At 60.1% G+C, this 21783-nt stretch carries 22 protein-coding genes; 10 read left to right on the top strand and 12 right to left on the bottom strand.

The window, feature by feature from the left end; translation table 11 throughout:
* Positions 1-117 precede the first annotated feature (117 nt).
* From HPDFL43_RS12925 to HPDFL43_RS12940, 4 genes are all read left to right on the top strand, one after another.
* On the top strand, positions 118-1026 hold the full coding sequence (locus HPDFL43_RS12925; RefSeq protein WP_040449224.1) for a DMT family transporter: 909 nt from the start codon (positions 118-120) through the stop codon (positions 1024-1026).
* A 446-nt stretch (positions 1027-1472) separates the two neighbouring features.
* Complete coding sequence (locus HPDFL43_RS12930) at positions 1473-2708, top strand: multidrug effflux MFS transporter (RefSeq protein WP_007197797.1); 1236 nt, start codon at positions 1473-1475, stop codon at positions 2706-2708.
* Complete coding sequence (gene mobA / locus HPDFL43_RS12935) at positions 2705-3325, top strand: molybdenum cofactor guanylyltransferase MobA (RefSeq protein ID WP_007197798.1); 621 nt, start codon at positions 2705-2707, stop codon at positions 3323-3325. The genes HPDFL43_RS12930 and mobA overlap by 4 nt, the downstream gene beginning before the upstream one ends.
* A gap of 31 nt (positions 3326-3356) precedes the next feature.
* Positions 3357-4169, top strand: coding sequence for a class I SAM-dependent DNA methyltransferase (locus tag HPDFL43_RS12940; RefSeq protein WP_007197799.1), 813 nt, complete (start codon positions 3357-3359; stop codon positions 4167-4169).
* Positions 4170-4210: 41 nt separating this feature from the next.
* Here HPDFL43_RS12940 and HPDFL43_RS12945 read toward each other — a convergent pair whose 3' ends face one another.
* Positions 4211-5041, bottom strand: coding sequence for an aldo/keto reductase (locus tag HPDFL43_RS12945; RefSeq protein ID WP_007197800.1), 831 nt, complete (start codon positions 5039-5041; stop codon positions 4211-4213).
* A gap of 263 nt (positions 5042-5304) precedes the next feature.
* On the opposite strand from HPDFL43_RS12945, the gene HPDFL43_RS21415 reads away from it, so the two are divergent.
* Positions 5305-6252, top strand: coding sequence for a Tle-like phospholipase domain-containing protein (locus HPDFL43_RS21415; RefSeq protein WP_052093195.1), 948 nt, complete (start codon positions 5305-5307; stop codon positions 6250-6252).
* A 30-nt stretch (positions 6253-6282) separates the two neighbouring features.
* Here the strand turns inward: HPDFL43_RS21415 and HPDFL43_RS12955 are convergent, their stop codons facing one another.
* The 3 genes from HPDFL43_RS12955 to HPDFL43_RS12965 all read right to left on the bottom strand — a co-directional run bounded on the left by HPDFL43_RS12955 (position 6283) and on the right by HPDFL43_RS12965 (position 8124).
* Positions 6283-7068, bottom strand: coding sequence for an anti-sigma factor family protein (locus HPDFL43_RS12955; RefSeq protein WP_007197802.1), 786 nt, complete (start codon positions 7066-7068; stop codon positions 6283-6285).
* Entirely contained in the window at positions 7065-7571 is a 507-nt protein-coding gene (locus tag HPDFL43_RS12960) for an RNA polymerase sigma factor (protein WP_040450179.1), read from the bottom strand. Before HPDFL43_RS12960 ends, HPDFL43_RS12955 begins: the two co-directional genes overlap by 4 nt.
* Before the next feature lie 205 nt (positions 7572-7776).
* Positions 7777-8124 carry a COG4315 family predicted lipoprotein gene (locus HPDFL43_RS12965; RefSeq protein ID WP_040450180.1) on the bottom strand — a complete coding sequence of 116 codons (348 nt, stop codon included), beginning with the start codon at positions 8122-8124 and terminating at the stop codon, positions 7777-7779.
* A 246-nt stretch (positions 8125-8370) separates the two neighbouring features.
* On the opposite strand from HPDFL43_RS12965, the gene HPDFL43_RS12970 reads away from it, so the two are divergent.
* A complete protein-coding gene (locus tag HPDFL43_RS12970; protein WP_052093308.1) occupies positions 8371-8904 on the top strand; it encodes a tetratricopeptide repeat protein in 534 nt (177 codons plus the stop codon).
* A 96-nt stretch (positions 8905-9000) separates the two neighbouring features.
* Here the strand turns inward: HPDFL43_RS12970 and HPDFL43_RS12975 are convergent, their stop codons facing one another.
* Complete coding sequence (locus HPDFL43_RS12975; protein ID WP_007197806.1) at positions 9001-10488, bottom strand: alpha/beta hydrolase; 1488 nt, start codon at positions 10486-10488, stop codon at positions 9001-9003.
* Between the two features lie 123 nt (positions 10489-10611).
* Entirely contained in the window at positions 10612-13074 is a 2463-nt protein-coding gene (locus HPDFL43_RS12980; protein WP_007197807.1) for a penicillin acylase family protein, read from the bottom strand.
* A gap of 94 nt (positions 13075-13168) precedes the next feature.
* On the opposite strand from HPDFL43_RS12980, the gene HPDFL43_RS12985 reads away from it, so the two are divergent.
* Together HPDFL43_RS12985 and HPDFL43_RS12990 are read left to right on the top strand one after the other, a co-directional pair.
* Positions 13169-14038 carry an NAD(P)-dependent oxidoreductase gene (locus HPDFL43_RS12985; protein ID WP_007197808.1) on the top strand — a complete coding sequence of 290 codons (870 nt, stop codon included), beginning with the start codon at positions 13169-13171 and terminating at the stop codon, positions 14036-14038.
* Position 14039: 1 nt separating this feature from the next.
* Positions 14040-14804, top strand: a complete 765-nt coding sequence (locus HPDFL43_RS12990; protein WP_052093196.1) for a DNA alkylation repair protein — start codon at positions 14040-14042, stop codon at positions 14802-14804.
* A gap of 72 nt (positions 14805-14876) precedes the next feature.
* On the opposite strand, the gene HPDFL43_RS12995 is transcribed toward HPDFL43_RS12990, so the two are convergent.
* From HPDFL43_RS12995 to HPDFL43_RS13015, 5 genes are all read right to left on the bottom strand, one after another.
* Complete coding sequence (locus HPDFL43_RS12995; RefSeq protein ID WP_007197810.1) at positions 14877-15347, bottom strand: hypothetical protein; 471 nt, start codon at positions 15345-15347, stop codon at positions 14877-14879.
* Between the two features lie 78 nt (positions 15348-15425).
* Positions 15426-15905, bottom strand: coding sequence for an Lrp/AsnC family transcriptional regulator (locus tag HPDFL43_RS13000; protein WP_007197811.1), 480 nt, complete (start codon positions 15903-15905; stop codon positions 15426-15428).
* A gap of 102 nt (positions 15906-16007) precedes the next feature.
* A complete protein-coding gene (locus HPDFL43_RS13005) occupies positions 16008-16667 on the bottom strand; it encodes a uracil-DNA glycosylase family protein (protein ID WP_007197812.1) in 660 nt (219 codons plus the stop codon).
* Positions 16664-17278, bottom strand: a complete 615-nt coding sequence (locus HPDFL43_RS13010) for a glutathione S-transferase (RefSeq protein ID WP_007197813.1) — start codon at positions 17276-17278, stop codon at positions 16664-16666. The genes HPDFL43_RS13005 and HPDFL43_RS13010 overlap by 4 nt, the downstream gene beginning before the upstream one ends.
* Positions 17279-17412: 134 nt before the next feature.
* Complete coding sequence (locus HPDFL43_RS13015; protein WP_169743249.1) at positions 17413-17946, bottom strand: thermonuclease family protein; 534 nt, start codon at positions 17944-17946, stop codon at positions 17413-17415.
* Positions 17947-18247: 301 nt separating this feature from the next.
* Here HPDFL43_RS13015 and HPDFL43_RS13020 point away from each other — a divergent pair, with 301 nt between their 5' ends.
* Positions 18248-19762 carry a sensor histidine kinase gene (locus HPDFL43_RS13020; RefSeq protein WP_040450184.1) on the top strand — a complete coding sequence of 505 codons (1515 nt, stop codon included), beginning with the start codon at positions 18248-18250 and terminating at the stop codon, positions 19760-19762.
* Between the two features lie 63 nt (positions 19763-19825).
* On the opposite strand, the gene cobT is transcribed toward HPDFL43_RS13020, so the two are convergent.
* Positions 19826-20842, bottom strand: coding sequence for a nicotinate-nucleotide--dimethylbenzimidazole phosphoribosyltransferase (gene cobT, locus HPDFL43_RS13025; protein ID WP_007197816.1), 1017 nt, complete (start codon positions 20840-20842; stop codon positions 19826-19828).
* 123 nt (positions 20843-20965) lie between these two features.
* On the opposite strand from cobT, the gene HPDFL43_RS13030 reads away from it, so the two are divergent.
* Positions 20966-21748, top strand: a complete 783-nt coding sequence (locus HPDFL43_RS13030; RefSeq protein ID WP_007197817.1) for an adenosylcobinamide-GDP ribazoletransferase — start codon at positions 20966-20968, stop codon at positions 21746-21748.
* The last annotated feature ends 35 nt before the right edge of the window (positions 21749-21783 follow it).

Genomic DNA, 21783 nt, shown 5'->3' on the forward strand with positions numbered 1-21783 from the left:
CTGATCGATAACCTGTGTTGAACGACTGTGTGAGAAGGCAAACGCCTGCTACCTTGCGACAGACAATCGGCGATTCCGTCGGAGCGGATTGCCGACACCTTTCAGCCGGACACATTTATGCCAATGACACCAAACATCCGCGGCGCATTGTTTATGGCGCTGTCCATGGCCGGCTTCACGCTCAATGATTCGATCGTCAAGCTGCTCACCAATGAGATGAGCGTCGCCCAGGTGATGTTCTTGCGGGGCACTATCGCCACGGTGCTGATCTATCTGCTCGCGCGGCAAAAACGTGCCCTTCGCCCGTTGCGGCTGCTCAAGGACAAATGGGTCGCGCTCAGGGTGTTCGGCGAGGTCGGCGGCACCATTACCTTCCTGATCGGCCTTGCCCAGGTGCCGATCGCAAACGCATCGGCCATTCTTCAGGCGCTGCCACTGGCCGTCACCATGGGGGCGGCGATGTTCCTGTCGGAGCCCGTCGGCTGGCGGCGCTGGCTGGCCATCCTGATCGGCTTTGCCGGGGTGTTGATCATCATCCGTCCCGGCTTTGAGGGCTTTTCGCCCTATTCTCTGATGATCTTGGGAACGGTCCTGCTCGCCGCAACGCGCGACATTGCCACCCGCAAGATCGATGCAACGATCCCTTCGTTGCTGATTTCAACCGTTACCTCGGCCGCGGTGGCCCTGGCCGGGCTTGTGCTGATAGTGCCAATGGGGGGCTGGGCACCCGTAAATGCCACCCAGATGAGCATGATTGCGGTCGCCGCCTGCCTGTTGCTGGTCGGCTATCAGTTCATCATCATGGCAATGCGCGAAGGCGAAATCTCGTTTATTGCCCCTTTCCGTTACACCGGATTGCTCTGGGCTGTCCTCATGGGGTACCTGCTGTTTGGCGAGATACCGGACATCTTCATGATAGTGGGCGGTACGATTGTTATCGGTTCAGGCCTCTTCACGCTCTACCGCGAACGGGTTCGCAGCAAAGCCAAACCCGCAAGCCGAGCAGCAGTGCGTCACTCCCCGTGAGGCAAGATGCCCGTGTTGCCCGTTCGAACGAAAGCCCCCTCAATGCGAACATCGTCACTGCGCACTCCTGCGCCGCCCTGTTTGGGGTTTGAGTCCCTTGGGACAAACCTCCGTTTCGTCAACCAGCCGGGTCGCCGCCGCCTCGCGTTCCGCGGCTTCGGCTTCCCATTCCTCAAACAACCGTGCATGCTCACAATCGCCCCATATGGCATCGCAAAACGGACATCTGTCCAATAATTGAAAATCGGGCATAACTTGCCCTCCACTGAATCCCGAGACTACGGATTATTGCCCCCAAAAATTAAGTAAAACTAAACTTTATTCTTAAGATCGGCAATCAGAACCATGTAACCGCACAAACTCGGCACCAGATTACCGATCTTCAAACTTGCAAACCGGCCTTAAACCATTTGCATCCGGGCGCTCAACGGCACACAACACCAACAATGAAACCGACCACTTTCCTCAATCGCACAACGCCCCCGCACATCATCACGCTGGTGATGATCGCCGGGCTGAGTGCGTTGACCATGAACCTGCTGCTTCCGTCGCTGCCGGGAATCGCCAGCTACTACGCAGCCGATTATGCATTGGTGCAGCTGGCCGTATCCGGCTACCTCGCGTTCACAGGCCTGCTGCAACTGCTCATTGGCCCGCTCTCGGACCGTTACGGCCGGCGGCCGGTATTGCTGACCGGACTTGGCATTTTCCTCGTCGCCACTGCCCTCGCTCCACTTGCTCCGACCGTCGAGAGCTTCCTGGCCATTCGTATGGTGCAAGCAAGTGTCGCCTCGGGCATGGTGCTTTCGCGCGCGATTGTGCGCGACATGGTCGACACAGACGAAGCCGCATCGATGATCGGCTATGTGACCATGGGCATGACGCTTGCGCCGATGATCGGACCAGCGCTCGGCGGCATAATCGATGAGGTGTTCGGCTGGCAATCCACCTTTGCGTTGCTCCTGGTTTTCGGCCTCGGCGTTTTTGTGCTGAGCTGGATGGATCTGGGGGAAACCAACCACAACCGTTCCTCCAGCATGCTAAAGCAGTTTGGGGCCTATCCGGAACTCCTGCGCTCACGCCGGTTCTGGGGCTACACCCTCACCGCCACCTTCGCATCGGGCGCGTTCTTCTCGTTTCTCGGCGGCGGCCCCTTCGTGGCGACCGAAATCCTCGGCATGAAACCAAGCCAGCTGGGCTTCTATTTCATTTTCATGGCACTGGGTTACATGGCAGGCAACTACATGTCCGGCCGCTTCTCGCGCCAGGTCGGGATCAACCGGATGATGGTGACCGGATGCATTGTCGCCACGGCAGGCATGAGCCTGTCACTGATCCTTTTCCTGGTTGGCCTTTGGCATCCCATGTCGTTTTTCGGTCCGATTTTCTTTGTCGGCCTGGGCAATGGCATCACGCTGCCCAGCGCCAATGCCGGAATTGTCAGTGTGCGCCCGCATCTTGCCGGCTCGGCTTCGGGTCTGGGCGGGGCCATGATGATCGGCGGCGGGGCTGCGCTGTCGGCTCTGGCAGGCGCCATTCTGTCCGCAGAATCCGGCCCTTACCCCTTGATCACGGTCATGCTGCTCTCCTGCATCATCGGCATTCTGGCCACCCTCTACGTGATCAAGGTGGAACGCAGTCTTGCAGGCTCAGACAAGCCAACGCCCGGCGAAGCGCCATGAACATCATCGGCGGCATTCTTGCCGGCGGACGCGGCCGCCGCATGGAAGGCATCGACAAGCCTTTTGCCGAACTAGATGGCAAACCGTTGATTGCGCATGTGATCCGCCGCATGACGCCGCAGGCCGGCGAAGTGATCATAAATGCCAATGGCGAAGCAGAGCGCTTTGATCAATTCGGGTTTGATGTGATCGCCGACCGCATTGACGGTTTTCGCGGACCGCTTGCAGGCCTTCACGCGCTGATGGTGGCAGCGGGCGAGCGCGGCGGCAGCCATCTGCTGAGCGTGCCTGCCGACACACCGTTCCTGCCGGCCGACCTTGCAACCCGCCTCACCAGTGTCGAGAATACAGATGGTGCAGCGCGGATCGCCAGCTCCAAGGGACGCCGCCAGCCAGTGGTCGCACTCTGGCCGGTGGATCTGGCTAAGGGCCTTGAAGCCTATCTCTCCAAGACCGGCGATCTGAGCATGGCTGCCTATCTGCGCCAGATCGAAACCACCGAAACCGGTTTCCCGGTCATTGACGGGCTGGATCCGTTTTTCAACATCAATACGCCGGGCGATCTGGAACAAGCCGAACGCCTGATAGCCGCTTGTCCAGACAGCAGCATCGTATAAGAAGACCGCAAAACCTGATTGGGAGCCTGCAATGGCCAAGACCGACGATGATGCTCTGGCGGAAGCCTATAACCGTGCGCTATCGCTGGAGAAATCCGGCGATTTTGATCTCGCAGCAGCAGCTTATGCAGAGGTGTTGGCGCTTGATCCCGACGATCATGGCGGCGCTGCGGTCAGGCTCGCATCGATGAAACGCGGCGATGTTCCGGTGCGCGCGCCCGAAGCCTATGTTGCCACCCTGTTCGACCAGCATGCCGACGTGTTCGACAAGGTGCTGGTCGAGGATCTCGGCTACCATGTGCCGCTGCTGCTGAGACAACGGCTGATCGATTTGGCCGAAACCAGCTTCGAACGCATGCTTGATCTGGGCTGCGGTACGGGCCTTACCGGCGGCGCGCTGGAAGACATGGTCGATGACGCCACCGGCCTCGACCTGGCCGAGAACATGGTCGAGATCGCCCATGAGAAAGGCCTCTACGACACGCTTTATGTCGCCGACGCCGTCGACTACCTCGAAGACAATGACGACGACCCGTTCGACCTCATCGCCGCCACCGATGTACTGCCCTATCTCGGCGCGCTCGAGCCGCTGTTTGAGGCGGCGGCGAAAAACGCCCTGCCCAAAGCGCTGTTCTGCTTCTCCAGCGAGACCCTGCCCGACGCCGACTTCGAGGGCCGGCCCTACACCGTCGGCCGTTTCCAGCGCTTTGCCCACACGCAAGCCTATGTGCGCGGAGCGCTTGATGCAGCAGGCTTCGAGACACTCGAAGCCGGCGACATCACCGTCCGCCACGAACAGGGCCTGCCGATTGCCGGGCACCTGTTTGTTGCGCGCAAAGTTTGAGCTATTTCCGCAGGGTTCCAACCCGGGTCAAACGCCCCGGCCTACATCATCTTGAACACTGACGGATCGGGTCCGTTGCGCAGGCCCACATCGAGTGTGGCGATGGCCTTCATCTCGTCGTCGGTGAGCGTGAAATCGAACACATTGAGGTTCTCGGACTGGCGGCCCGGATTGACCGAGCGCGCGATCGCCGCATGACCGAGCTGCATGTGCCAGCGCAGGATCACCTGTGCCGGGCTCTTGCCGGTGCGCGCCGCAGCCGCCTGAATTGGCTTGGCCTCAAATGAGCGGGCATTGCCCAGGGGCGTCCAGGCCTGTGGCACGATCTTGTGCTTGGCACAGACCGCCCGCAGTTCCGGCTGCTGCAGCAGCGGATTGATTTCGATCTGGTTAAGCACAGGCACCTCGCCCGTCTCCTCGATGATCCGCGCCAGATGATCAGCATTGAAGTTCGACACGCCGATCGAGCGCATCAGCCCCTCATCGCGCATCTCGATCAGCGCCTTCCAGGTCTCGACATAAAGATCCAGGCCCGGCACCGGCCAGTGGATCAGCACCAGGTCAAGCTGATCGACATCGATGCTCTTGAGGCTGCGCTCGACCGAGGCCCGCGCCTTGTCCCGGCCCTGATCGCGGTTCCAGATCTTGGTGGTGACAAAGATATCGTCGCGCTGCACGCCGGAGCTTTTCAGCCCCTCACCAAGACCGGCTTCATTGCCATAGATGAAAGCCCCATCGATCAGCCGATAACCGGTCTTGATGGCGCTTTCGACCGCTGCTGCAGTGTCGTCCTGCGGGATCTGCCAGATGCCGAACCCGAGCTGCGGGATTGAGTGTCCGTCATGAAAAGCGATCTTCGGTTGATCAGTCATTCTTGTTCCTTGGTGCAAAAAAGACGCTGCGGTGCTGCAGCGAGATGTGAAAATGGCACTCCGTTGCAAAACAGAGCGGCCGGTCACGCGATCGCTGATCCTGGCACCGCAACCCCGGCTTTGATGCTTTATCGACCGCGTGACGCGCTATCACGACACGGGATTTGCGCCTGCTTTGACATCTGTCAACGAATTCGGTCAGGATAGCACTCAAGTTGGCAAGGCTTCAACACCTCAGGTTGTCGTGCTTGGGAGGGCATATCTTGGGTCTATTTCGCGCGATTTTAGCCGCCATCCAGAACCATCCGTATCAGAGCGCCTTTCTGCTCGTCGCCATTTTGTGGTTGCTGGGCGTGAGAACCTACAACATCCTCACCCTCGAAAAGGGGTATTCGCGGATCGCCGGTTTGCTCGAATCCGTTGACGATTTGAAGAACGGCACGACGGCCTCGGAACTCTACGACGCAAAATATTTCGCCGCGATGAGCGCCGAAGTCTATCGGCTGCCCCACAACGGCGACGCCAAGACGGAACAATCGGCGTGCAATCTCGGCGAGATCCTCTCTGATTGGACACTGCTGCCACCCTCTGACACAGATCCGGCCAGGCCCGACGGCAATGATCGCGATCAGGCACGTTGGGATGGTCAATTGGTCTACGGTGTCTGGTATCGTTCGGCGGGGCCCGAAAAAGTCCAGATCGCGCTGGTGTTTCGCGGCACGCACACATGGGGCGACTGGTGGAGCAATGCCCGCTGGATCACCCAACATCTCAGTTCCGGCTGGGATCAGTATGATCTCACGCGCAGCCTGGCAAGTCACGTCGTGAACAACGTCCTGAGCGACCATCCCGAATTGCAGGCACTGGGAGAGCCGGAGTTCATCGCCGCCGGACACTCGCTGGGCGGCGGACTGGCGCAACAGGCGGGTTACGCCAACAGCCGCATAAAGCGCGTCTATTCCTTCAACGGATCCAGCGTCACCGGATTTTATGATGTGCCCGACCGGGATCAGACCAAGATCGGTATGCGGATCTACCGCATCGGCGAAAGGGGTGAGGTGCTTTCCTTGCTGCGGACCTTCATGAAAATCATCTATCCGGTGGTGGAGAAGAACCCCAAGATTGTGGAAGCAACCTACAATTTCGGAACCCTTGGGCTGGTGACCCAGCACAGCATTGATGATCTCGCCTGCGCGCTTGGCAGCCAGTAGCAGGCCTCACAGCACAAAACACCAACCGGCTCAGACCTCGCGGGCCGACAAGGCTGCGATGTCCACAAGGCCGGGTTTGCCGCCAGGGCCGATAACGACATATTTGGCGTTGTCATCGGTCCACGAGACAAAGTCGAACCCCTTGATGGTCTGTTCCTTGAACTCGGGGGCCGACTCTGCATTGCCGCTGGTGCCGCTTTGCAGGCACAGCGCAATCACCGTGCCTTCAGAGTCCACATACATCAGTTGGGCAACAGGCTTGCCATTGGCAACCAGAAGCCGGCCACCCTCAAAGCTCAGGCCGAAGCTGGTCAGGTCGGGAATCGAGAAGTCAACGCCAACAGTTCCGCCAAGCCATTTGACGATGTGATCAGACTCATCGGCAGAGACCTCGACGAGATGACGTTTCTGGGCGGAATAGACCGCGTGATAGTCAGCAATGTCGCTCAACCAGCCGGCATCTGCGACCATGGCGCCACTGGGAGAAACCCGGTCCTTCACAAAAAAACCGCCCATCCCGCCAAAGATGAAAAGGACAAGACCAGCAGCAATTGCAGCCCAGATAGGGCGCGAGGCCGGGCGCGCGGGCGCCATGCCGACGGGGGATGACCTGATCTTCTGCGCAAGCGCCAGCGGAACCGGCTCGCTCAGCTGTGCATCGAACTGTTCCAGAGCCATTGCATCGGCGGCCAGCAGCGCATCCAGCTCCGTCTGCACGGCCGGATCGGAGACGAGCAAGGCTTCAATCATCTCCGCGTCTGCAGCTTCGAGCTCGCCATCCAGATAGGCGCTCAACTTCATCGAGAGATCAGTCATGTCGCGATGCCCTCCTCATGGCCTAGTCCGGACGCAAGCAACTTTCGCGCACGATGAATGCGGCTCATAACGGTTCCCACCGGTATCTCCAGAAGCTCCGACACTTCACGGTAGCTGTACCCCTCCGCACAGACCAGCATCAGGGGCCGGGCCAGATCGCCCGGCAGCGCGTTCACCCTGGCCTGCACCTGCTTTGCGTTCAGCGCCTCATCGGCATCTCCGGTCTGAAGTTCCGTCGCCTCCTCGGCAGGAACCTGCCCCTGCCCGTCGCGAACCTTGCGTTTGCGCAGCTCGCTGATCCACAGGTTGCGGATGATGCGGAACATCCAGCGGTCCAGCGGTTGGGCCGGGTCGTACTGGTGCCATTTCTGCAGCGCCGTGGTGCAGGCATCCTGCACCAGATCATCAGCATCGGGAGCCGACCGGCTCAAGCTCAGAGCAAACCGTCGCAGCCGTGGCAAAAGCCCGATCATCTCGGTTTTGAACGTCTCTGAAGTGGTCACACTTGTCTCGTACTTGTCAGCCGGTTTGCAGTCCCGGCTGGTCCAATGGCGGCTGTTCCAGCCAGATTCGCTTCGAAGGCTGGCGCATTCTGTCAGCCTCCGTGTATCGAACATTTCTGTTGCTGTTGCAATCCGCCTTTCCACCGAGCGGAATGCCGCCGTGGAGGCCCACGAGGCATAATGCTCGCTGGCTGCCAATGTTGAATCAAGGACGCGCAATGTGCCAAACGCCACCGGCACCGTCGCCATTGGCCTCGCCTGGCTCCGTGTCACCAATCCAGAAATACAGCGGCTTGCCGTCCTTGGCCCACTGTTTGCGTCCATCCCTGCGTTCGATGGCGCTCAAACCCGGCATGTCAGTACCATTTTCCGCAACAAAAGGAGGCCATTGGACGGCACACTCATCATAGCAGAGTGATGCGCCCACCATGTCTTTGTCGAAGGTGTAAAGCGTCATGCCGTTCTTTGCGGTGAGGTTCATATGGGCAGCAGCATAGGCTCCGGTGCACCCGGCTACCAGAACTGCGATGGTGGCAAATGTTGAGACCTTCACGGGATATTCCTTTTGAGCGAATTGTTCGGAACGGCAATAAGCGACGTTCTCCAAAGGGTTACGCCTGTGGTGATCTGATTATTCCCAAAAAAATGGAGGCCTCTGGTAAGCTCATGAAAATTTTGACATATTTCTGAAAGAACATCGCCGTAACGTGAATTTTCGTCACAAAAGCGTGAACGGCGTGAATAATCTGCGATGCTGCTGCGTAAGACATCCGACACCGCACAACAATGGAGCCTCACAATGCGCACACTCATCCTCATCACCGCCCTCCTCTTCCCCATGGCCGCATTCGCTGCCGGGTCCGAAGACGACTCGCCGCCACCGCCGACCAAAACCACCAAAACCTGCGAAAAAAATCAGGTATGGAGCAAGTGGAGAAGGAAATGTGTCGATGCCAAGGAAAGCCATCTCGGCGACGACACGCGTTATGGCGCCGTGCGCGAACTGGCCTATGCAGGACGATATGACGACGCGCTCTATGTGCTTTCCGCGATGTCCGACCAGAGCGAAAGCCGCGTGCTGACCTATTACGGCTTCATCTATCGCAAGACTGGCCGCATGGACCTCGGAATGCAGTATTACCAGGCCGCTCTGACGGCAGATCCGGACAACCTGCTTGCGCGCTCCTACATGGGACAGGGTCTTGTCGCATCCGGCAAGATTGAAAAAGCCCGCGTTCAACTGGCTGAAATCGAGGCCCGCGGCGGCGCATCCACCTGGCCGGAAACGTCGCTTCGCCGCGCCATCCAGACAGGCGGAACCTACAGCTACTGAGTGACCTCCAGGCACTCGAAGCAACCTGACAGACGGCAGTTTCCCAATGCCTCTGTCAGGTCATTTCACTTTTGGAGTAGCCCGACCGGGCCAGCCTTATCCCCGGGCGAACAGCGGAAAGCTGACGCCCAGCGACCAGGCCAGGCAAAGCCCCAGGCCAATCCCGGCGGCCAGAGCACCCGACCGGCGCGCGACCCAACGTCCCATCAGCCCGTGCACAACAAAGAACAGCACGAACACAGGCAGCACGATCACCACGAAGGTCAGTTGCTCCGGGTCAAGCATGGCAGCCGCGATGAGTGAAGCAAACAGGATCAGCCGCGCAAACACACGCCGCCACAATGCCCCACGTCCGGCACCGGTAACGACACTGTCGCCAAGCATGAACGGAATCGTGCCGAGCGCCAGAATGGCGATAACCGGCAACCGTTCGGCGGTCGGCCAGAAACTCGCCGCGTAGCGGTCAAGCGCCAGGCCGAACACCAGAATTCCCCAAACAGCGAGCGCCCCTGCAGCGACCAGCGGCAGGCCGGTCTTCATCGATCGCCAGTGACCTGAAAGGGCCAGCTGCAGGACGCCAAACACGGCCAGGTGGATCATCAGGTAGTCCGCCACCAGCACAGGCATGAAGTTGGTGTAAAATGGCGTGATCAGCAAAGGCGCCACCACCGCCGGCGCAATCGTGGCCATCAGAAACCGTTGAACCGGCAAATCGGCCACCGGCGGTGCTTGTGGCAACCGGGCCGCCAGTGGATAGAAGCCGGCAACAATGCCGCCAAGAAGCGCCAGGATCCAGAGCCCCATGGCGCCGGCACCAGCGCCGCTTTGACGGTCATAGGTCTGATCCAGCCAGTCTGTTGCGGCATCAATCGCAGTCGGGCTGAACAACACCCCGACATGTTCCACCCGGGGTGCAACCACTGCAAGCCGCGCCACATCGCCCGAGGTCACCAGTTGACCCTCACCTGCTTGGGGATCAATCAGATGCACGGCGTCAAGAGCGGCCTGTCTGAGCCGGCTTTCCCATTCCCCTGAAATGGCGAGCAGCCGCATGGGTTCATTGGCGCTGACGGCTTCGGAGAACATCGAGATCGCCACCACAGCGGCCACGGGGCTGCCCTGCTCCCGTTCGGCAATCGCTGCACGGATGATGATGTCGGTGGCCATCGAATGCCCCAAAAGCGACACCGGCCCGGCGCGAGGCAAACCACGCGCCGCGTCGATAACCGCACGGGTTTCCGCAACAAGCAGCGCCGTGGTGCCATCCACGCTGGTGACGTCGCCCGACATCGGCTTCGGATTGCGGCCATGGCCTTCCAGATCAAATGCCAACACCCGGTAGCCCGACTGGGCCAGATGCAGCGAATAGGCCTGCATGATCTGCCGCGAGCCTGCAAAACCGTGCGCCACCACGACTACCGGCCCTTCGGAATCGGGCTTCTGATAGAGCGTGACCGGTGTGGTCCCGACACTGAAATCCGAAATCTCCAACCCGGCCCGGGGCCGTTCCAGCATGACCACCGACAGCAGCACCACCAGAAGTGCTGCCAGTCCGATGGCTGTGGCTTTGAAAGACTGGGTCAAGCGGCCTGATCCTGATTTGATGAGAATAAATTTGGCAGCGATGCAGGGGTTTCAACAGGCAACAAGCCGCTCATTCTGCGAACCGGCACCCTGCAAACATCTCTTACCCAACACCCCTTCGGCTCATTCCCCCGGACTGAGCGTCCAGAGACCATCCGGCTCCTCGACGCCAGTTGAGGGAATTTCGATCGACTGCACATTGGCCCAAAGCCCGGCAAAGTCGCTGTAGTGGCCGGAGAACACATTCCCCGATTGCCCGGTGGTCTGAATGTAGGTCGAGCGGTCGAGATCACTGAGATCGAAAATCCCGCGGTAGCTCGAGGCATTGGTGTTGGCGTAGGGATCGTCGTCATTGTAAAATTGGGTATAGCCGCGGTCGAGCGTGAACGGTCCGCCACTGCTCTCCACTTCGACATTGAAGAACCGCCTGAGCAGGCCCACCTCGCCGAATGGCCGGTGCCCGCCCTTGGCATAGTGTGCTGTGCCCCAGCGCCATTTGGAGGCATCATCGCCATAGCGCGTTTTCAGATCCGCAATTGCCGAAGAGAAGGACCGGGTGAAGATCTCGCTGCAGCTTTCTTCATCCGAGGTGTCCGTTACATCGCACCAATTGCGCGCGGTCTGGCCATCGACGAGCCGCTCCATCACCTTGCCGCGCGCCCGCATCCAGTTCTTGAAAGTGATCCCGAGATCGTCCTCGAAAGTGGCAATCATCGCCGCGCGCAGCCAGGCCATGAAAATCAACGGCTCGGCCTGCTCGCGCGCCATCATGCCGTCCCAGTCTGCAAGCTGGGCGGCGAGGCCCTGCTCCTCAGCGCTCAAGGCCGACTGATCGAGAAGTGCCAGCATGCGCGGATTGAGCCCGGCAAAGGCGGGCGAATAGATATCAGCCTGCATCCGGTGAGACGCCGCCATGCTGTGGAGTTCGCCAGGCTCCGCCAACAGGCTGTCAATCCGTTGCTGACGGTAGGCCTCCTCCCAGTCAAAGGTCAGGTGCAACGGATAATCCGGACCGACGATCTTGGTGTTGGCGGTGGCGATCACACCGCTTTCGGGATTGGTCTGGCGCGGCAATGCGGCATAGGGCGCATATCCACGCCAGTCGTAGATCGCGTTCCAGCCCGGCGCGGGTGCCCTGCCCATAAGCCGGTTGGCCGGATCGCGTTGCGGGACCCGGCCAGCCGCCACAAACCCGATATTGCCCGAACGGTCCGCCACCACCATGGACTGCATCGGGGTCAGAAAGGCGTCAAAACCGTTCTGGAAATCCTCGACCGTCTGCATGGCATAGAGCCTCGGGCCGACAAGTGCCGTCGTGTCATCATTCGCCAGAGCGGTCCATTGCAGTGCTGCAACCGTGTTTTCAGGCAACAGCTTGTCAAAATGCTTGAACCCGGCCGGCAGCACCGGACCATGGCGGGTCCAGCGCCGCGTAAAGACGCGCGCATCGCCGCCCTTGACCTTGATCGTCTCCTCTTTCTGGCCGAACTGAACCCAGCCCGTGGGTGCAAGATACTGATCCGGATTGTCAGGATTGATGCGTTCGACAAACACATCCTGTGCGTCGGTGGCCGTGTTGGTGAACCCCCAGGCGATGTCATTGCCGCGCCCCAGAAGCACATAGGGCGTGCCCGGAAGCGACACCCCGATCAGCCGGCGCGGCTCGTCGAACTCTTTGGTCACTTCGAGATGGGCGAGATACCAGATCGAGGGCGCTGACAGCAGAAGATGCGGGTCATTGGCGACAATGGGCTGACCCGAGGCGGTACGCTCCCCCGAAAGCACCCAGTTGTTGGAGGCTCCGGTGCCAAGCAGTGCTTCGACCTCGCCAAACCGGGACACGGCGGCAGTCGTCACATCTGCACCGATTTCGCCGCTGTCGAGCCCCAGAAGTATCCGCAGATCGGGCATTGGCGGAGGATTGTCCGCATCAACATAGGGCAAGAGGTCGAGCATCTCCGCTTCACTGAATCCCATCCGGTAAAAACCGAGCCGCAATGCTTCCTCATCCAGATTGGCCGCGAGCGAGATCGACATCATCTTGATCGCGGTCAGCGTATGCTCCGGCGACCAGGGTTCGGGTTCGTAGCCGAGAATCACATATTCGGGCGGGAGCCTCGAGGAAAAGGCCTGCGGGTTGCGCGTCATCCAGGCATTGATGCCGCGCGCATAGCCCTCAAGCATTGCCATGGTGTCCTCATCCATCACCGCAAGTGACGCAACCGCGGCTTCATGGATGCCCATGGTTCTGAGCCAGATATCGGTGTCGATGGTGGCCGCACCGAACATCTCCGAAAGCCGCCCCTGCCCGGCCATGCGGCTGACTTCCATCTGCCACAGACGCTCCTGCGCATGCACGAATCCGAGCCCCGCGGCCACATCGGCCCGCGTCGCAGCCTTGATGTGGGGAACGCCATTGCCGTCGCGTGCAATGCTCACCTCTGCGCTCAGACCGGCAATCTGCATCTCGCCATCCACAGGCGCCTGAGAGCGCGACAACCACAGCATTCCACCGCCAATTGCCATCACCAACAAGGGCGTCACGACGAGAATGAGCTTGATAAGGCCTTTGAGGATGCGCATCATTGGTTTATGTCCCTCCCCAGTACACGCGAACTGCCTTACGTAACGTGTCGGCAGGTTAGGCGTAAAGCGCATTTGTGACAAAAGGATAGGCGAAATGGCGACAGTAGCATTTATCGGTCTGGGTGTAATGGGCTACCCAATGGCAGGCTACCTCAAGACCAAGGGCGGCCATGATGTGCGCGTCTACAACCGCACCACGGCCAAGGCCGAGAAATGGGCCGCGGAATTTGGCGGCACCGCCTGCGCCCTGCCATCAGAGGCTGCCACAGGCGCAGATTTCGTCTTCACCTGCGTGGGCAATGATGATGACCTTCGCGCCGTTACGCTCGGCGCCAATGGCGCTCTTGACGGCATGAAAGAGGGTGCGATCCTGATCGACAACACCACCGCATCTGCCGAAGTCGCGCGCGAACTGGCCGAAGCCTGCGCAAAAAAGGGCTGCGGCTTTCTCGACGCCCCGGTCTCGGGCGGTCAGGCAGGCGCGGAAAACGGCGTCCTCACGGTCATGGTCGGCGGCGACGAGGCAACCTTCGCCAAGGCGCAGCCGGTGATCGACGCCTATGCCCGCATGGTTGGCCTGATGGGCCCGGTGGGCAGCGGGCAGCTGACCAAGATGATCAACCAGATCTGCATCGCAGGCCTGGTTCAGGGCCTCTCCGAGGGCATTCATTTCGCCAAGAAGGCCGGTCTCGACATCGAGAAGGTGGTCGAGGTGATCTCCAAGGGAGCCGCCGGTTCCTGGCAGATGGAAAACCGCCACAAGACCATGAATGCCGGCGAGTACGAACATGGCTTCGCCATCGACTGGATGCGCAAGGATCTCGACATCGTGCTCAATGAAGCCAAGCGCAACGGCGCGACCCTGCCGGTAACAGCACTGGTCGACCAGTTCTACGCCGATGTGCAGGCCATGGGCGGCAACCGCTGGGACACCTCCGCGTTGCTGGCGCGCCTGGAAAAATAGTATGGCAACACGTCAGACGAAGGCTCGCAAGCCCCCCGTAAATGCGGGGTTTGCGGTGACCGACATTCTGACCTGGCTCGAAGAACACGGCTCGGCTGAAAACCGGGCCGGCATGGCGCGCTTCGCGATCAGTACGCAAAAGGCGTTTGGCGTCGGCAATACCATGTTGAGGCCGTTTGCCCGGACCCTTGGACGCAATCACGTGCGGGCTCAAGAACTGTGGCAAACCGGTTGGCGGGAGGCGCGGCTGCTCGCGTTGTTTACAGAAGAGCCCATGCGGGTCAGCCCGTCGCAGGCCTGGCAGATGGCGGAAGAGTTCAACTCCTGGGAGATCGTTGACCACGCAGCTGACCTGTTTGTCGACGCCGGCCATCTTGAAACACTTGTGCCCGAATTCGCCGCCGATGAACGCGAATTTAACCGGCGCACGGCCTTCGCCATGATCGCCTGGGGCGCAGTGCACCTGAAGAAACGCGACGACGCAGATTTCATCGCCCTGCTGCCACTGATCGAAGCCCACGCCACCGATCCGCGCAATTTCGTCAAAAAGGCCGTCAATTGGGCGCTCAGGCAGATCGGCAAACGCAGCCTGACGTGTCACGGCCCGGCGCTGGCCCTGGCCGAAAGGCTCGCCACCTCAGACGACAAGACCGCACGCTGGATCGGCAAGAATGCGTTCAAGGAACTGTCCGATCCAAAGCGCATTGCCATGATTGGCCAGAAGAAGACCGCTGCCAACAGGCAAAGGATACTGGGCGAGAGTTAAGGCTCTCATGCATGTCGCGCTCCATCGAATGCGCGGCACTTCAGGCTTCAGGGGCGTAGCATCCGATGTCAGTCAGAAGCCTTCGGCTGCAGACGTCACAATCTCGCCAAGCAAGACGTTGACCTGGTCGCGTTCACCTCCTGCCGGCAACAATCTATGCCCGACCACGACCGTGCCCGGATTGGCTTCCGCCTCATAGACAAAGACCACATAGGGGCAATAGGCGATATCACCGATGTCGGCCTCCATGACCTTGCGAGAGACCACGGCCGAGCAGAAGGTGAAGAATTCCGCATCCTTGTAGAGCGCCTTGCCAGCCTCCACGTCGGAAGCGGTGCGCTTCAGCATGTCTCCGATAAAACCATGGTAATCAATCGCGTAGCCGCGATTGACGATGGCGTTTTCAACGCCCGTCGCGACATCTGCGAAGGCTGCATCGGTTTCAACCGTCATCACGTCATCGCCTGCGGCGCGGCCTGGCGTGATGGTGAAAGCCATGCCAAGCATTGCAGTTGCGACAATTGTGGCAAAAAGCGGGTTCATGTCCGATCCTCCAATATAGAATTTTTACTATACATGAAGTCGGACAAGCCCCTAAGCGAATTCCGTCTCAAAACCGGCTCAGCCGTTTTCCTTGGCAAGGGAAACATAATCCAGCGGCAGCTCGGTGGTGTACTTGATCTGCTCCATGGCGAATGACGAGGAGACGTCCCGGATCTCGATCTTGGCGATCAGCCGCTTGTAGAACGCGTCATAGGCGGCAATGTCAGGCACCACGACACGCAGCAGGTAATCGATGTCGCCGCTCATCCGGTAGAACTCGACAACCTCCGGGAACTCGCTGATCACCTCGGAGAAGCGCTTGAGCCATTCATTGGAGTGCGAGTTGGTGCGGATCGAGACAAACACCGTCACCCGGGCATTGACCGCAGCCGGATTGAGCAGCGCAACCCGGCGGGTGATCACCCCGTCTTCCTCGAGCTTCTGGATGCGCCGCCAGCACGGCGTTGTCGACAGCCCCACCTTCTTGGCGATTTCAGCCACCGCAAGCGTGGCATCTTCCTGCAAAAGGCGCAGGATTTTTCGGTCGAGGCGGTCCATCGATATCTCCAATATGTGGAATACATCTCCTGATATCGCGCAATTCGCCACATCACAAAGAATTTTTTTCCTCCCAATGGCGTAATTGAAGGATAATTACCCTTAAACCTCCGACAGCACTGCCGAGACCCTGCGCTTGAGTTCAGGCAGCAGCTCGGCCTCGAACCATGGGTTCTTACGGATCCAGCCGCTGTTGCGCCAGGAGGGATGCGGCAAGGGCAGCACCGCACAATCCGACCGGGTTGCATCCAGTATAACGCGCCAATCTGCGACAGTTTGTGTGAGGCTTTTGCGGCGCATGCCCCCCAGATGCCAGGCCTGCGCATATTGCCCGATCGCCAGAATCAGCCGGACCTGAGGCATGGACGCCATCAACCGGTCACGCCAGGCGGGCGCACATTCACGTCGCGGCGGCAGATCACCTCCCTTGGCGTCAAGGCCAGGAAAACAAAACCCCATGGGCACGATCGCGAAATTTGCCGGGTTGTAGAATTGCGCTTCGTCAACGCCCAGCCACTGCCTCAGCCGGTCGCCTGACGGATCGGTGAAAGGCCGGCCACTTGCATGGACCCGTGTGCCGGGCGCCTGCCCGGCGATCAGCACCGGCGCCGTAGCTGATGCAACGCATACCGGGCGCGGGTCATGCGGCAAAGCCTTTGCGGGGCCGCCAAGCGGCGCGTCCCGGCACACAGTGCAAGCCGAAATCTCGGCCACAAGGGCAGAGATGTCTTCGCAGCCAGCCCTGCCCGTCTCCCCGTTCATACAGCCTGCGCGCTGGGCCGTGACGAGACCGCCTGATACCACCGCATCAGGTTTTCAAGATGCTCGGGCTTGTCGATCCGCGCGGGCTTCATGAAGTCGACAGCAATCATGGCTGTGATGTCGGCAATGGTGTAGCGATCCCCGGCGATGAATTCTCGCGTTGCAAGCTCCTTGTCCAGCAGCTCCAGAAAGGCGAGCGCCTTTGGCCGGTTGGCCTCACCCCATTCGGCCACCTGCGGAACTTCCCATTCCTTCATGGCCGGATGCGTGTGGCGGAAGGCTGCCGCGACCGAAGCCAGGAAATGCAGCTCAACCCGCCGGTTCCACATCTCCACGATGGCGCGGTCGCGCGCATCCACGCCCAACAGTGGCGGTTCGGGATAAAGCTCTTCGAGATAGCGGCAGATCGCCACCGATTCCGACAGCGCTGTACCGTCATCAAGCACCAGCACCGGCAGACGCTGCAGCGGATTGAGGCCCGTCACTTCTTCCGATTTGTGTCCCAGATTGCCCATGTCGACGGGAACCCGCTCGATGTCGATGCCTTTTTCGGCCAGAAAAACAGTCACACGCCGCGGATTTGGCGCCCGCCCCCCATCATAAAGCTTCATCTCATCTCTCTCCCTCAATTTGCAATTAAGAGCCGCAAACTCACCCGGAATGCCGGACGCGCTCATATTGTGCACATACGGCACGGCGTTGCCACGTCCAATTCCAGGCAAGAGCGAGACCACGGTCCGCCGGGTTAAACCCCGGTCAAGCGGCGGATCGAAGCGCGCAGGGCCGTCCAGCCACCATGCAGATTTTCAACCAGGCCGCCGTGGACCGCCCGCCACTGTTGAGGCATGTCAAACTCTCCGGCCCAAAGCCCCACCTGTTCCGAGCGGGCAGCTGTCTCATCCTGCAGATAGTCGCCATATGCCACCGCATGGCCCGCACGAACCATGGCCTGATTGAGATCCCGGCTGTTGGCGCTGCAACGCACGAGATCGCGGCCATAGCGGTCTATCCCCTCACCCAGACACGTTACCTGACTGCCGGCGATAAGCCCGCGCAGATGCGACACTGCTTCGAGGCCGCAGGAATATGCGAGGCCATCGCGGCGACAGCGCTGTTCGAGCTCCGGCGCGTCGATGCCCTTGAGCCTGAGCCGCCGTTCGCCAATCGCCAGACTGTCCCCGTCCACCACCCTCACCTGCCCGGTGATCTCCTCGGCAGAAAATCGCTCAAGCTTAGCGGCGGCGAATGCGACAACAGCGATCAATGCTGTGGCAGCCAAACCATCGAGAATCCTGCGCCAAAGCGGGCGCCGGCGCATCTTGAACCTGGAACGAGAAATCATACCGAAACAATGGCCCGACTCGCCGCACCATAACAAGCCAACACGGCCAGTATGGGACGGATCTTCCGGCGTCCAATCTGATCTGCCTGAAGCAGTTTAATCTGCTGTCAAAAAGACAACCGCACAGCTGTGGAACCAGGAAAATGGAAAATGTTGCAAACAGGTTATTAAACTTTGGCCCCTATTTTCTTGAACTGTCCACAACCATCCGGATTCCCTTGTGCATCAACCGCAGATCATGACTGACAAAAACATTGTCGATCGCTCGCGCGCGCACAAGAACGCTGCGCTGGTCAAGACCGTGCGCACAACCCGCGAACGGCTTCAGCATGGCCGGGAAATTCCGCCGGGTTTTGACCGCGAAATGGTGCTGCTGCATATCAACACTGTTTTGCAGGGCGCGGCAGCCGCACCGGTCCTTGTCATGCTCACCGCAGTCGCCGGCCTTTGGTTCGATCAGGCCGTGTGGCTGTTGCCATGGGCCCTGTGCATCATGACGGCATACGCCCTTCTGGTGCTTTTTGCGCGGCGCACCTCGCGGGCACAAAGTGATGACAACGCCGCCACGCGCTGGCAAGTCCGCTTCCTTCTGATTTACGCCCTGATCGGTCTTTGCTGGGCGGTGTTCTCTTATCAGGACTGCACAAGCTGCCAGGGCGACACCTTCACCTTCTACAAAGCTGCAGTCCTGCTGATTGCCTTGGCCGCGACAGCGATGGCGACCTTTGCGCTGCGCTTCGCAATCTATCTGGTTGTGTGTCCCGTGGTCATTGCACTGGCGCTCAGAACCGGAATCAGCCGCGACTTAAACGATTTTTCAACGCTTGCGATGATTTGCGCCTCTTCGCTGCTGTTCATTTTCATGTCGCAGCGCCTTCGCAACACAAACCTGAAGATGTTGGGCTTCCAGACCGAGAAGGATGACCTCATCGCCGAACTGGAGGTGGCGAAATCGGTTTCCGACGAAGCGCGGCGCCGCGCCGAGGAATCCAACCTTGCGAAATCCCGGTTTCTCGCATCCATGAGCCATGAACTCAGGACACCACTCAATGCGATTTTGGGGTTCTCTGAGGTGATGAGCGGAGAGGTTCTAGGACCCGTGGGCAATGAGAGCTACAAGGAATATGTTGGCGACATCCACCGTTCCGGGCAGCATCTGCTCAATCTGATCAACGAGATCCTCGATCTCTCGCGGATTGAGGCCGGGCGCTACGATCTCAACGAGAGTGCATTGGCATTGTCCGACATCGCCCAGGATTGCATCGGTCTGATCCAGCTCAAGGCCCGCAGCAAGAGCATCACCATCAATGAAGCCTTCGAAGAAGACCTGCCTATGGTTTGGGCCGATGAAAAATCGATCCGTCAGGTGGTCCTCAATCTGCTCTCGAATGCGGTCAAGTTCACCCCGTCCGGCGGGGAAATCAGGGTCAAGCTCGGCTGGACCGCTGGCGGCGGCCAATACATCGCCATCAAGGACAATGGACCCGGCATCGCCGAGGAGGAAATTCCGGTGGTGCTCTCGGCCTTTGGACAGGGTTCGGTCGCAATCAAGAGTGCAGAACAGGGCACCGGCCTGGGACTTCCCATCGTGCAGGCGATTTTGGCCAAGCATGGTGGCGAATTCGTGCTCAAATCGAAACTGCGCGAAGGCACGGAAGGCATCGCGATCCTGCCGCGCAAGCGCGTTCTCGAAAGCATGGCCCCGGTCGAAGGCCTGCCCCGCGCCACCCAAAAGAAGCGCGCATTCGCCTGATATCCCCAGACGCTCATCCCGGACATCCATCCAAGACGCTCGCTCGAAAATACGGTTTGGAGCTTACGCCTTGTCCGAAACTCCGGCCTGGGCAAAGGTCGCCATACCCGAATGACAGGCCGCTGCCGACTTGACAATCCCGGCCGCAAGCGCGGCACCGGTGCCCTCGCCCAAACGCATGCCGAGCGCCAATAGCGGCGTCTTGCCAAGCTTGCCGATCGCAGCCATGTGACCAGGCTCGGCCGAAACGTGACCAACCAGGCAATGATCGAGCGCCTGAGGATTGGCTTGATGGAGCACGGCGGCTGCGGCGGTCGCCACATAGCCATCGATCAGCACTGGAATCCGCTCCATCCGCGCCGCCAGGATCGCCCCCGCCATGGCAGCGATCTCGCGCCCGCCAAGCCGCCGGAGCAGCTCCAATGGATCATCAAGATGCGGCCTATGCAGCGCCACGGCCTGTTCTACGGCAGCGATTTTGCGCGCAAGAACGTCGCCCTCCGAGCCGGTGCCCGGGCCGACCCATTCGGCAGCGGAGCCGCCATATAGGCCATAAAAGATGGCGGCAGCGATAGTGGTGTTTCCGATACCCATCTCGCCGATGCACAAAAGATCCGTGCCCCCGGCAATGGCTTCCATCCCGAAGGCCATGGTCGCAGCACAGGTGCGCTCGTCCATCGCAGCCTCTTCAGAGATATCCGCGGTCGGCACTTCAAGCGCCAGATCGAAGATCTTCAGACCGAGATCATTGGCGACACAGATCTGGTTGATCGCAGCACCACCTGCCGCAAAGTTTTCCACCATCTGCGCGGTGACAGAGGACGGAAACGGGGTCACGCCCTTTTCGGTCACGCCGTGGTTGCCCGCAAAAATCGCCACCAGAGGTCGGCTCACCGCCGGCGCGCGTCCGGACCAAGCGGCCAGCCAGAATGCGACTTCCTCAAGACGGCCAAGCGCGCCGGCAGGCTTGGTCAGCTGTGCATCACGCTCGCGCGCAGCCGCAAGTGCAGCGGTATCGGGTCCGGGCAGATTGCGCAGGAGCTCACGAAAGTCATCAAAGGGCAATCCGCTGGCACTCATCAATTTTCTCCTGATCAACAATGGCCGCATGACGCGCGGCCAGAGCCGGTGTAATTGTCGAATCACTCAAGGACAATGATATTCGCGCCCCATGATGTCGCAGCGAACCAAAACGAGGCATGAATGCAGTTTGGAGACTACATTGACGACGTTGCAAGGGCAGCAGGCTTCCTGAGCCGCCTGCCGATGCCCGCGCGCCATTTCACGGACCACGACGGCACGCTCTCGCGTGCAGCCGGCATGTTTCCGGTTGCCGGCCTGCTGGTCGCATTGGGCCCCGGATTGTTCGTTTGGGGTCTCATGGCGCTTAATGCGAACGCCGCCATAACTGCCCTGCTCACGCTTATGTTGCTGATCGGGCTCACCGGCGCACTACATGAGGATGGCCTGGCCGACTCGGCAGACGCCTTTGGTGCGCGCGGTGGCCGCGAGCATATGCTCGCCATCATGAAGGACAGCCGTATCGGCGCTTATGGCGTGCTGGCCTTGATGATCTCGTTTGCGCTGCGCGCGGTGGCGTTGACCATCATCACGGCCGCGGCCGGCGGCCTGAGCGGGCTTTTGTTGCTCCTGGCCATCGCGGCCGTATCGCGCTCTGCGATGGTCTGGCACTGGAGCGCGCTTCCGCTGGCCCGCACGGATGGCGTTGCTGCGGCAGTGGGCGCTCCGGACTCCGCAACCTCCAAACGCGCAATTCTGATCGGCGGGGCCTTGTTCCTGCTGCTCGCAAGCCTCGCGACCGGACCGGTGGTGGCCGCAATCGCCCTTGGCGTTTTGGCTGCAACAGCCTGGCAGTGGACCGGCGCTGTCCGCGCCCGGCTTGGCGGATATACCGGCGATACCATCGGCGCCACCCAGCAAATCACCGAGACCGCAGGTCTTGCAACCCTTGCCCTTTTGCTCTGAACACCCGATATAAGCGGCACGCAACTTCGAAGTTC

Origin of the sequence: Hoeflea phototrophica DFL-43 (genome assembly GCF_000154705.2) — a bacterium.
Lineage (GTDB): Bacteria > Pseudomonadota > Alphaproteobacteria > Rhizobiales > Rhizobiaceae > Hoeflea > Hoeflea phototrophica.

Excerpts from the sequence above, each read along its gene's own strand:
- HPDFL43_RS12925 (WP_040449224.1), top strand. The coding sequence starts at position 118 with ATGCCAATGACACCAAACATCCGCGGCGCATTGTTTATGGCGCTGTCC.
- HPDFL43_RS12930 (WP_007197797.1), top strand. The coding sequence starts at position 1,473 with ATGAAACCGACCACTTTCCTCAATCGCACAACGCCCCCGCACATCATC.
- mobA (WP_007197798.1), top strand. The coding sequence starts at position 2,705 with ATGAACATCATCGGCGGCATTCTTGCCGGCGGACGCGGCCGCCGCATG.
- HPDFL43_RS12940 (WP_007197799.1), top strand. The coding sequence starts at position 3,357 with ATGGCCAAGACCGACGATGATGCTCTGGCGGAAGCCTATAACCGTGCG.
- HPDFL43_RS12945 (WP_007197800.1), bottom strand. The coding sequence starts at position 5,041 with ATGACTGATCAACCGAAGATCGCTTTTCATGACGGACACTCAATCCCG.
- HPDFL43_RS12955 (WP_007197802.1), bottom strand. The coding sequence starts at position 7,068 with ATGACTGATCTCTCGATGAAGTTGAGCGCCTATCTGGATGGCGAGCTC.
- HPDFL43_RS12970 (WP_052093308.1), top strand. The coding sequence starts at position 8,371 with ATGCGCACACTCATCCTCATCACCGCCCTCCTCTTCCCCATGGCCGCA.
- HPDFL43_RS12980 (WP_007197807.1), bottom strand. The coding sequence starts at position 13,074 with ATGATGCGCATCCTCAAAGGCCTTATCAAGCTCATTCTCGTCGTGACG.
- HPDFL43_RS12985 (WP_007197808.1), top strand. The coding sequence starts at position 13,169 with ATGGCGACAGTAGCATTTATCGGTCTGGGTGTAATGGGCTACCCAATG.
- HPDFL43_RS12990 (WP_052093196.1), top strand. The coding sequence starts at position 14,040 with ATGGCAACACGTCAGACGAAGGCTCGCAAGCCCCCCGTAAATGCGGGG.
- HPDFL43_RS12995 (WP_007197810.1), bottom strand. The coding sequence starts at position 15,347 with ATGAACCCGCTTTTTGCCACAATTGTCGCAACTGCAATGCTTGGCATG.
- HPDFL43_RS13000 (WP_007197811.1), bottom strand. The coding sequence starts at position 15,905 with ATGGACCGCCTCGACCGAAAAATCCTGCGCCTTTTGCAGGAAGATGCC.
- HPDFL43_RS13005 (WP_007197812.1), bottom strand. The coding sequence starts at position 16,667 with ATGAACGGGGAGACGGGCAGGGCTGGCTGCGAAGACATCTCTGCCCTT.
- HPDFL43_RS13010 (WP_007197813.1), bottom strand. The coding sequence starts at position 17,278 with ATGAAGCTTTATGATGGGGGGCGGGCGCCAAATCCGCGGCGTGTGACT.
- HPDFL43_RS13020 (WP_040450184.1), top strand. The coding sequence starts at position 18,248 with ATGACTGACAAAAACATTGTCGATCGCTCGCGCGCGCACAAGAACGCT.
- cobT (WP_007197816.1), bottom strand. The coding sequence starts at position 20,842 with ATGAGTGCCAGCGGATTGCCCTTTGATGACTTTCGTGAGCTCCTGCGC.
- HPDFL43_RS13030 (WP_007197817.1), top strand. The coding sequence starts at position 20,966 with ATGCAGTTTGGAGACTACATTGACGACGTTGCAAGGGCAGCAGGCTTC.